Annotated in this window: 9 protein-coding genes; all 9 read right to left on the bottom strand. The window is 64.1% G+C overall.

Annotated features, from left to right (window positions below; all coding sequences use genetic code 11):
• Positions 1-110 precede the first annotated feature (110 nt).
• Positions 111-677 (bottom strand): c-type cytochrome, encoded by a 567-nt coding sequence (locus tag QJT82_RS44225; RefSeq protein ID WP_245288913.1) that lies wholly within the window; start codon positions 675-677, stop codon positions 111-113.
• A gap of 89 nt (positions 678-766) precedes the next feature.
• Complete coding sequence (locus QJT82_RS44230) at positions 767-2,473, bottom strand: PQQ-binding-like beta-propeller repeat protein (RefSeq protein WP_028344347.1); 1,707 nt, start codon at positions 2,471-2,473, stop codon at positions 767-769.
• Positions 2,474-2,879: 406 nt separating this feature from the next.
• Complete coding sequence (locus QJT82_RS44235) at positions 2,880-3,818, bottom strand: carbohydrate kinase (RefSeq protein ID WP_028344348.1); 939 nt, start codon at positions 3,816-3,818, stop codon at positions 2,880-2,882.
• A 10-nt stretch (positions 3,819-3,828) separates the two neighbouring features.
• On the bottom strand, positions 3,829-5,481 hold the full coding sequence (locus QJT82_RS44240) for an FGGY-family carbohydrate kinase (RefSeq protein WP_028344349.1): 1,653 nt from the start codon (positions 5,479-5,481) through the stop codon (positions 3,829-3,831).
• A gap of 42 nt (positions 5,482-5,523) precedes the next feature.
• Positions 5,524-6,297, bottom strand: a complete 774-nt coding sequence (locus QJT82_RS44245) for an SDR family oxidoreductase (RefSeq protein WP_028344350.1) — start codon at positions 6,295-6,297, stop codon at positions 5,524-5,526.
• Between the two features lie 92 nt (positions 6,298-6,389).
• Positions 6,390-7,397, bottom strand: coding sequence for an ABC transporter ATP-binding protein (locus QJT82_RS44250; RefSeq protein WP_028344351.1), 1,008 nt, complete (start codon positions 7,395-7,397; stop codon positions 6,390-6,392).
• A 16-nt stretch (positions 7,398-7,413) separates the two neighbouring features.
• Complete coding sequence (locus tag QJT82_RS44255) at positions 7,414-8,244, bottom strand: carbohydrate ABC transporter permease (RefSeq protein ID WP_028344352.1); 831 nt, start codon at positions 8,242-8,244, stop codon at positions 7,414-7,416.
• Positions 8,245-8,248: 4 nt separating this feature from the next.
• On the bottom strand, positions 8,249-9,121 hold the full coding sequence (locus QJT82_RS44260; protein ID WP_028344353.1) for a sugar ABC transporter permease: 873 nt from the start codon (positions 9,119-9,121) through the stop codon (positions 8,249-8,251).
• A gap of 138 nt (positions 9,122-9,259) precedes the next feature.
• Positions 9,260-10,573 (bottom strand): sugar ABC transporter substrate-binding protein, encoded by a 1,314-nt coding sequence (locus QJT82_RS44265; RefSeq protein WP_028344354.1) that lies wholly within the window; start codon positions 10,571-10,573, stop codon positions 9,260-9,262.
• Positions 10,574-10,881: the final 308 nt, after the last annotated feature.

The following is a 10,881-nucleotide window of genomic DNA, read 5'->3' on the forward strand; positions in this document are numbered from 1 at the left end:
CAGATCAGGAGCTGCCTTCAGAATCCCTTTTCTTCGATTTGGCAACTACTTGCACGCGCACACATGCGATTCCCCTGCCCGCAAGCGGGAGAGGTGAACCCGCCCGCCGCTCACAGCCCCGCCAGATACTCCACCAGCGCGGCAAGGTCGTCGGGCGACGTTGCCAGCATCAGGTCGGACATGCCGGGATTGTTGCCGCGCGCACGGGTGCGGAAATCGGCGATGGTCTTGGCGAGATAATCCCGTCCCATTCCGGCGAGCCGCGGCACCGTGCCGTCGCCCTGGAAGCGATCGAGATGGCAGGCCGGGCAGCCGACCGAGCGGCTGGCGCTGACCGCCTTCTCCGCCACGTCCTTGGGCGCGCGCGGCTGGCCGAGGTCAGGCCACGGCTTCTGCGAAAAATATTCCGCGATCGCCAGCATGTCGTCGCGCTCGAACTGCGTCGCGATCGGCTGCATGATCTCGCTCTTGCGATCGCCGCGCTTGAAATCGCGCAGCTGGATGTAGACATAGCCGGCCTGCTGGCCCCAGATCGTCGGAATGGTCTTGTCGATGGGCTTGCCGTTCTCGCCGTGGCAGCCGGCGCAGACCTGCACCTTGTCTTCAATCGTCTCAGCGCATGCCTGTACGGCCATCAGCAGCAGCGCGACGCCGCAAATCATCAATCTACTGAACATCTGCTCATCCGTAGAAAACAGAGGCGGGACCGAACCGGTCCCGCCTCGCCGTCAATGTTTGCACGCGTGATGATGCATCAGGCCCAGGCTCAGTCGAGCGTGAAGGCGATGATGTTGTTGCCACGCTTGTAGTCGAGCTGGGTGTTACCGCCCGCGCCGACCACGATATATTGCTTGCCGCCGACCATGTAGCTCGACGGCGGCGCGTTGACGCCGGCGCCGGCCCGGAAGCTCCACAGCTCCTTGCCGTTCGACGAATTGTAGGCCGCGAACTTGCCGTTGCCTTCGCCGGTGAAGACCAGGCCGCCGGCGGTGGCGAGGATGCCGCCGATCATCGGCTCGGGCGTGCTGACCTGCCATTTGATCTTGCCGTTGTTGTAGTTCACCGCGGTGATGTTGCCCGCCTGCTTCTCGCCCGGGATCACCTTGAAGGCACCGCCCAGCCACAGCTTGCCGTTCGGATAGGCCGAGCTCTCGACGTGGTAGGTCATCGGCTGGTGCAGGTTGATGGCGTAGGCCAGCTCCTGTCCCGGATCGGTCGCGATCGGCGACCATTCGACGCCGCCATTGGCGCCGGGCAGCATGCGCGCACCTTCCTTGGTCGGCAGCACCCACATGTTCTCCTGCGGTACCATCGCCTCGGAGAAGCGGATCAGGCTGCAGTCCTTGCGATCGTGCACATAGATGTGCCCGGTCTTGCCGGCATGAATGACGCCGGGAATCGTCTTTCCGCTCTTGTCCTTGACGTTGACCAGCACCGTCGGGCTGACCGCGTCGAGATCCCAGACGTCGTGGGCGATGTACTGGAAGTGGCAGACATACTTGCCGGTGTCGAGATCGAGCGAGACCAGCGAGTTGGTATAGAGATTGTCGCCGGGCCGGTTCGAGCCGTCGAGGTCGGGCGACGGGTTGCCGACGACGAAGTAGATCCGGTTGGTCGCGAGATCGACCGACGGGTTCTGCCACACGCCGCCACCGAGCTTGGCATAGGGATCGCCGATCTTGGCGAGCATGTCCTTCTCGGCCTGGATATTGCGATGCATGTCGCGGCCGGTGGCATCCTTGGTCGCCCAGACACCGACGGAGTTCTCCGGAATGGTATGGAAATTCCAGAGCTGCTTGCCGGTCTTGGCGTCATAGGCGCGCACGAAACCGCGGATGCCGTATTCGCCGCCATTGGTTCCGATCAGGACCTTGTCCTTGACCACGGTCGGCGCCATCGTCTCGCTGTAGCCGAGCTCGGGATCGGCGATGTTGGTGGTCCAGATCACCTCGCCGGTCTTGGCATTCAGCGCCATCAGCTTGGAATCGAGCGTCGCCAGATAGACCCGGTCGCCGAGCACCTGGACGCCGCGATTGTTGGGACCGCAGCAATAAACCGTGATCGGGCCCATCTTGTGGGCATAGTGCCAGAGCTGCTGACCGGTCTTGGCGTCGAGTGCATAGACATGGCTGAACGACGTCGTGACGAACATCACGCCATCGACGACGATCGGAGATGTCTCAAGCGATTCCTTGACGTCGGTCTGGAAGATCCATGCGACGTGCAGGTTCTTCACATTGTCCCGACCGATCTGCTTGCCGGGATAGAATCGCGTCTGGGCATAGTTGCCGTTGGTAAGCAGGAAATCCCTGGTGTTCTTGTCGGCGGCGTTGAGCTGCTCCTGGGTCACCGGAGAAACATTGGCGTTACCGAGGACCGACTGCTTCTCCTGCTTGACTTCCTGCGCGATGGCGGCGCCCGACAACAGGCCAACGCCGAGCGCGGCGAATGCCGCAAGCCCTTTCACATACATATCTTCCCCCGTTATTTCTTGGTTGCAATATTAGGGATGCGTATCTGCTACTTCCCTTCGAGGCCCGGTCGCTCTGGCGAGCGCGCAACCCGCTGCGTGGCCTGGTTGCGCTGCAATAGACGATCAAGAAAGGACGAAGACCGGTATCGATGGATGGGTTCCATGTTAGCGCGGTCTTTCACAAAGACAACCGATGCGCTCAATGCGAAGCCGAAGCAGCATGACTTCGCACGTTCGAAATATAGCGATCATGGGTTGGCATCAAATCCGAACGATATCGGATGCTTCGGACACCTTCACGCATCGCCGGACAGGTTTGCCTTCGCAGGCGCAGCACGCAAAATGAGACTAAGCGTCAAGCGACGGCATCCCGCGAGCAGTGACTCCGGCGGAGACCGCACAAGGCCTACCAATAGTCGGCCGGCAATTCCCGGCTCCGCGGCGGATCGGCGCCGGGCCGCGTGCAGGTGAAGGCGGCGCATTTGCAAGCAAAGGACAGCGCACGTGTCAGCTCGGCCGCGGAGATGTCGCGCAGCCGCTGTCGCGCGATCCGGTCCAGCCGATGCAACGCGGCGAGCAGCGCCGCCTGAAAACTGTCGCCGGCGCCGATCGTATCGACGACGTTCACCACCAGTGCTTCGGCCGCGACCGGTCCGGCCTTGCGATGCCAGGCGCAGGCGCCATCATGGCCGCGCGTAATGACGACAAGCGATGCGCCGCCCGAGAGCAGCTCCTCGGCCCTCGGAGCATAGGCCTCGTCGCCGAACAGATAGGCGAAGTCGACGTCGGACATCTTCACGATGTCGGCCTTGCCGCAGAACGTCAGCATGCGCGCACGGTAGGCGTCCTTGTCCGTGACGAGGTTCGGCCGGCAGTTCGGATCGAGCGCGATCGTCACGTTCGGCCGCGCATCCTCGATCAAGGCCAGCGTCTCCGCCGCGCCCTTGTCATGGACCAGCGTGGTCGAGCCGGTGTGGAGGCAGGTGACGCCGTCAAGCGCGACCGCATCGCGCCGATAGGTCCAGTTCCGCGATGCGGTGTCGGCGTCGTAGAAGGCGTATTGCGTCTCGGTGCCGGTGACGCGCGCAAAGGCCAGCGTGGCCTGACGATTGCTGCGCGTGGCGCGACGAAGGTCGACGCCGGACGCCGCGGCATGATCGGCGATCATCTTGCCGAAGGTGTCGGTCGAGATGCCGCCGACAAAGCCGGTCGGAACGTCGAGCCGCGCGCTGCCGATCGCGATGTTGAGGCAGGAGCCGCCGACCGCGGGCGTCAAGGCCTCGCGTCCATCCGTCGTCTTCGACGGCAGGAAATCGATCAGCGCATCTCCGCAACTCAGCAGCATGGGATAAACCTTACGTCGGCGCTTCGCCGGGCGCCCGCCTCATCGCCTCGCGGCTGTCGCGGTCAAGCTCTCGCAGCATCTTGTGCACGCCGCGCTTCTTGCGGTGGAAATCGGCAAGCTCCGGCCTGGTCGGCTCGCTCAACCGCCCGAGCGCCGACATGCCGGCCATCGCGGCGTTGATCGAATTGTGCGCACCGCTGGCGACCGCGCCCAGCATCGCGGCGCCGAGCAGCACCGGCTCCTGGGTCTGCGGCAGCGCCACTGCGTAGCCTGTCGTGTCGGCCATGATCTGGCGCACCAGGGGGCTGCGGCTCGCGCCACCGCCGATCACGATGGTCTTGCCATTGACGCCATGCGCCTGCAAGGCGTCGATGACGTCGGCAAGGCCATAGGCAAGCCCGCACAGGCCGGCAATGAACAGCCGCTCCAGCGCCGACACGTCGGTGTCGAGATCGAGCCCCGCGATCACGGCACGCGAGCCGGGATCGGCATAAGGCGAACGGTTGCCGAGAAATTCCGGCAGGACGTGAACGTTGCGCGCGAGCAACGCCGCGGCACCGGCATTGCCGCTGCGCGCCAGGATGCGCTTCTCGAGATACCCGATGACGTCGACGCCGTCGTGCTTCGCCGCGAGCACAACCTCGGCATGCGCCGGATGCGACTTGAGCAGGTGATCGATCGCAGCGCCCGCCGCCGATTGGCCGCCCTCGTTCAGCCAGAAGCCCGGCACCATGCCTTCGAAATACGGCCCCCAGACACCGGGCACGAAGCAGGGATCGACGGTCGTCGCCATGATGCAGGCCGACGTTCCCATGATGTAGGCGAGCCGTTGGCAGACATCGACCTCGGCGCCGGAGCCATCGCGGCCGCCGATCGCGCCGACGCCGCCGGCATGGGCATCGATCAAGGATGCACCGACCGCGGTTCCCGGCAATAGGCCGAGATCGCGCGCGGCATCCTCGGACAGGCCGCGGCCGAGCGGCGAGCCGGGCGGCACGATCTCGCTGCCGATCCGCCCAAAGCGATCGGCCGCAAGCGCCTCGAGCCCGACCCGCTTGAAAAAGGTTTCACTCCAGCCGCCCTCGCCGGCCACATAGGTCCATTTGCAGGTGACCGTGCAGGTCGAGCGCGCCAGCGAGCCGGTGGCGCGGAAGGACAGATAGTCGGCAAGATCGAAGAAGTGCCCGGCGGCCTCGAAGGTCGCGGGCAGATGCCGTTTCAGCCAGAGGATTTTCGGGATCTCCATCTCCGGCGAGATGGCCCCGCCGACATAGCGCAGCACCTTGTCGCCGGTCGCATTGACGAATTCGGTCTCGTCCATCGCGCGGTGATCCATCCAGACCACGACATTGCGCGCGGGATCGCCGGACGGACTGACGGTGAGCGGCCGGTCAGCCCTGTCGAGCACGACCAGCGAACAGGTCGCGTCGAAGCCGATGCCCTTGACGTGCTCGGCGGCAACCGCAGCCTCCCGCATTGCGTGGCGCACCGAAGCGACGCAGGCCGCCCAGATGTCGTCGGACGATTGCTCGACGATATCGCCGGGCTCGTGCCAGACCCGGATCGGGTGGCGGGCCGAACCCAACAGCTTCCCCGACTCGTCGAACACGCCCGCCCGGGCGCTGGTGCTTCCGACGTCCACCCCGATATAGGCTTGCCGCATGACCGCTCTATCTTCTGTTGAGCACGATCTCCCCGGGCAACCCTACCAGCAAGTGTAGCCGCCATCGACCAGAACGATGCTTCCGGTCATCAGACTTGCAGCATCGGAGGCCAGGAACAAGACGACGGAGGCGATCTCGTCGACCTGCCCCATCCGCGCCATCGGGGTTCCACCGATCCAGGCATCGTACATTTTGGGGCTGTTCTTCACGAACGCGTTCAGCGGCGTCTCGATATAGGTCGGCGCCACGGCGTTGACGCGAACCCCGCGCGCGCCCCATTCGGCCGCGAGCGATTTGGTCAGATGATGCACCGCGGCCTTGGAAGCATTGTAGAAGCACTGTTCCTGCGGCTTGTTGACGATGAAGCCGGACATCGAGCCGACATTGACGATGGTGCCGGACTTCGCCTTCAGCATGTGATTGCCGAAGGCACGGCAGCACCAGAAGGTGCCGTTCAGGTTGACGTCGATGACGTTGAGCCAATGCTCGTCGGTCACGGTTTCCGCCGGCGTCTCGCTGCGGGCGATGCCGGCATTGTTGACGAGGATGTCGACCTTGCCGTACTTGCGCACCAGCTCGTCGGCGACCGCAGAGACGCGGCCGGAATCCGTGACGTCCATCAGCGCGATGTCGGCGTCGAAACCCTTGGCCTTCAGCGCCGCCTGCGCATCATTGGCGACCTTGGCGTCGCGGTCGCCGATGATGACCTTGGCGCCGGCCTCGGCGAGCGCTTCGGCGCAGGCGAGCCCGATGCCCTGACCGGCGCCGGTGATGATGGCGGTCTTGCCGCCGAGCCTGAATTTTTCGAGATACATTTTCTTCTTCCTTAGCTTCTTTTTGAGCATGATCTGTTCGGAAAACCGCTCACACTTTGCGCTAACGCGGCCCTCCGGGTCCGGATCATGCTTTACGCGTGAATCGATTTTCCGCTCTCGTCGAAACGGTGGATGCGCGCCGGATCCGGGATCAGGGACACCCGGTCGCCGGGATGCAGGTCAAGCTCGCCGACATAGCGCGCGGTCAGCATTCCCAGCGGTCCGGCGTCGACATAGAGGAAAGTGTCGCTGCCGAGATGCTCGGCGACCGAGACGGTGCCGTGCCAGCCGCCCTGCCCGTCGCGCTCGACCCTCAAATGCTCGGGCCGTACCCCGATGGTCGCGGCGCCCTGCTGCTTGGCGATCTCACCGGTGACGAAATTCATCTTCGGCGAGCCGATGAAGCCGGCGACGAACAGGTTGGCCGGCTTCTCGTAGAGCTCGAGCGGCGAACCGTATTGCTCGATCTTGCCGCCGTTCAGCACCACGATCTTGTCCGCCATGGTCATGGCCTCGACCTGGTCGTGGGTGACGTAGATCGCCGTGGTGCCGAGCTGCTTCTGCAACCGCGTCACTTCGAGCCGCATCTGCACCCGCAGCGCGGCATCGAGATTGGACAGCGGCTCGTCGAACAGGAACGCCTTCGGCTCGCGCACGATGGCGCGCCCGATCGCGACGCGCTGGCGCTGGCCGCCGGAGAGCTCGCGCGGCTTGCGGTCGAGATAGGGCGTCAGGTTGAGCGTCGCCGCGGCCGCCTCGACCTTGCGGTTGATCTCGCCCTTGGCGATGCCGGCCATCTTCAGGCCGAACGCGATGTTGCCGCGCACGCTCATATGCGGATAGAGCGCGTAGGACTGGAACACCATCGACAGCCCGCGCTTGGCCGGCGGCACATCGACCACGTTGCGCCCGTCGATCAGGATGGCGCCGCCGGTGACATCCTCGAGCCCCGCGATCAGCCGCAGCAGCGTGGTCTTGCCGCAGCCGGACGGGCCGACGAAGACGACGAAGGAGCCGTCGGCGATGTCGAGATCGGCGCCCTTGATGATGTGGACCGGCCCGAACGATTTTTGCACACCCTGCAGCGTAATCTGACCCATGGCGAAAGCCTTTCTGCTACTTGACCGCGCCGAAGGTCAGGCCGCGGACGAGCTGCCGCTGACTGAACCAGCCGAGCACGAGAATGGGCGCGATCGCGAGCGTCGACGCCGCCGACAATTTCGCCCAGAACAATCCTTCCGGGCTGGAATAGGACGCGATGAACACGGTGAGCGGCGCGGCCTCGAGCGTCGACAGATTGAGGGTCCAGAATGCCTCGTTCCACGCCAGGATCAGATTGAGCAGCAACGTCGAGGCGAGCCCCGGCACCGCCATCGGCGTCAGCACATAGATCAGCTCGCGCCCGATCGTGGCGCCATCCATCCGCGCCGCCTCGAGGATGTCCTTCGGGATCTCCTTGAAATAGGTGAACAGCATCCAGATCACGATCGGCAGGTTGCCGAGGCACAGGATGAAGATCAGGCCAGAGCGGGTGTCGAGCAGGCCGAAGGTGCGGTAGATCAGGTAGATCGGCACCAGCACGCCGACCGGCGGCATCATCTTGGTGGACAGCATCCAGAGCAGCACGTCCTTGGTTCGCTTGGTCGGCGAGAACGCCATCGACCACGCCGCCGGAATCGCGATCAGCATCGCGATCAGCGTCGAGCCGCCGGCGATGATGATCGAGTTGAGCGCGTGGTGGAAATAGTCGCTGCGCTCCTGCACAGTGGCGTAGTTCTCGGTGGTCCAGTGGAAGAACAGGAACGAGGGCGGGATCGCGAACGCCTCGAGCTCGGTCTTGAAGCTTGCCAGCACCATCCAGAGGATCGGGAAGAAGATCAGGAAGCCGACCAGCCAGGCCGCCGCCGTCGAGACCACCTTGCGCCGTGTCGTGACCATCCGCGCCATGACGTTACGCCTCCAGATTCCGGCCGACGATACGAACGAGGAAGAAGGCGACGATGTTGGCGAGCACCACCGCGACCAGGCCGCCCGCCGAGGCGCTGCCGACGTCGTACTGGATCAGAGCTTGCGAATAGATCAGGAAGGCGATGTTGGTGGTCTGCAGGCCGGGGCCGCCGCCGGTGGTGACGAAGATCTCCGCGAACACCGTGAGCAGGAAGATGGTCTCGATCAGGATCACCACGGTGATCGGGCGCGCGAGGTGCGGCAGCGTGATGTAGATGAAGGTCGAGATCGCGCTCGCGCCGTCCATTTCGGCCGCCTCCTTCTGCTCCTCGTCGAGCGATTGCAGCGCGGTGAGCAGGATCAGGGTCGCGAATGGCAGCCATTGCCAGGAGATGATCAGGATCACCGAGAACAGCGGCGCGTCGTTGAACCAGTCGATCGCCGGCAGCCCGAACAGATGCGCGATCCAGGCGAACAGGCCCGACACCGGATGCATCAACAGGTTCTTCCAGACCAGCGCGCTCACCGTCGGCATCACGAAGAACGGCGCGATCACCATCAGGCGGACGATCGAGAGCCCGACCACCTGCTGGTCGAGCAGCACCGCCAGCGGCACGCCGAGGATGATCGTGATCGCGAGCACCGAGCCGACCAGCACCAGGGTGTTCTGCAGCGAGGCGAGGAAGGCCGGATCGGTCAGGAAGTAGCGGAAATTCTCCAGGCCAACGAACGATTCGGACCCGGGATCGAGCAGATTGTAGTGCAGGGTCGCGAAATAGATCGTGAGCGCCAGCGGCACGATCATCCAGATGAACAGCAGCGCCACGGCGGGCGTGAGCAGCGTGCGTGCGAGCAGTTGGGTCTGCTGGGTCGCCATCCCCGCCTCCTTACTTAAGGAAAGGAGCGACCATCCCGCTGCGGGACAGGATGGTCGCAAGTACCCAGCTCGGGAGGTCTAAGCTGGTCAGGCGGCCAAGGCGTTTGACGCGCCTTGGCTATCGAGTCGCAGGCAGGTTTACTTGATGTAGCCCGCGCGCTTCATTTCGCGCTCGGTCACGGACTGCGCAGCCGAGAGCGCCGCATCGACAGTGGTCGAACCTGAGAGCGCGGCCGAGAACTGCTGGCCCACCTGGGTTCCGATGCCCTGGAATTCAGGGATCGCCGCGTATTGCACGCCGACGTAAGGCACCGGCTTCACCGTCGGCTTGTTCGGATCGGCGGCATCGATCGAGGCCAGCGTCAGCTTGGCGAAGGGGGCGACCTTCAGATAGTCGGGGTTCTTGTACAGCGAGGAGCGCGTGCCCGGCGGCACGTTGGCCCAGCCTTCCTTCGCCGCGACGAGCTTGGTGTAGTCCTTGCCGGTCGCCCAGGCGATGAACTTCTCGGCCGCCTCGACCTTCTTCGAACCGGCGGGGACCGCAAGACTCCACGCCCACAGCCAGTTGGCGTTCTTGCCGAGCCCGGTGTTCGGCGCCAGCGCGAAGCCGACCTTGTCGGCGACCTTGGATTCCTTCGGATTGGTCACGAACGACGCCGCCACCGTGGCGTCGATCCACATCGCGCATTTGCCGGCGTTAAACAGCGCGAGGTTCTCGTTGAAGCCGTTGGAGCTCGCGCCGGGAGGTCCGGCCTGCTTCATCAGGTCGACATAGGTCGTCAGCGTCTTCTTCCATTCCGGCGAGGTGAATTGCGGCTCCCACTTCTCGTCGAACCAGCGCGCGCCGTAGGAATTGGCCATCGCGGTCAGGAACGCCATGTTCTCGCCCCAGCCGGCCTTGCCGCGCAGGCAGATGCCATAGACGCCAGCGGACTTATCGGTCAGCTTCTTGGCGGCGTCGACCACGAAGTCCCAGGTCGGGCTCTCCGGCATCTTCAGGCCGGCCTTGTCGAACAGGTCGGTGCGATACATCACCATCGAGCTCTCGCCGTAGAACGGCGCGGCATAGAGCTTGCCGTCGACCGAGACCGCATCCTTGATCTTGGGCAAGAGATCGCCGACGTCGTAATCGGCGCCGAGCTTGTCGAGCGGCACCAGCCAGCTCTTCTTGGCCCAGATCGGCACCTCATAGGTGCCGATGGTGAGCACGTCGAACTGGCCGCCCTTGGTGGCGATGTCGGTGGTCACGCGCTGGCGCAGCACGTTTTCCTCGAGCGTCACCCATTTGACTGATATATCGGGATTCTTCGCGGTGAATTCGCTGGTGAGCCCCTGCATGCGGATCATGTCGCCGTTGTTGACGGTCGCCACCGTCAGCGTGGTCTGGGCGATCGAGGGGGCAGAGATCAAAACAGCAGCCGCGCCCGCAACGGCGCAAAGGACGTTTTTCAAGGTGACCTCCCTTATGTCACGTTGAGCATATGCCCACGTGTTGAGCGTATGTTCATCCTGTCGCCAAATTTTGTCAAGCGCGCGGGGGACGCCGTTCCGCGCGTTTGCGGGTTCCGCCACAGCCTGGAATGGAGGTGTTTGCGGAGGTGAAGAGAGTGGCTGACTGGAGTTGGATTGAGCTGGAGCAGCACTGAAGTTTACCTCTCCCGCTTGCGAGGGCTTTGCGCAATCGGGCGTGCGCGGGTGCAGGCCAGTGTCAGGCATTTTTTTGCGTGGCTTCTGGGGGCGCGCGGGAGTGGACAGCTTCG

It is taken from the genome of Bradyrhizobium sp. Mp19 (genome assembly GCF_029952935.1).
GTDB classification, from domain to species: Bacteria; Pseudomonadota; Alphaproteobacteria; order Rhizobiales; family Xanthobacteraceae; genus Bradyrhizobium; species Bradyrhizobium elkanii.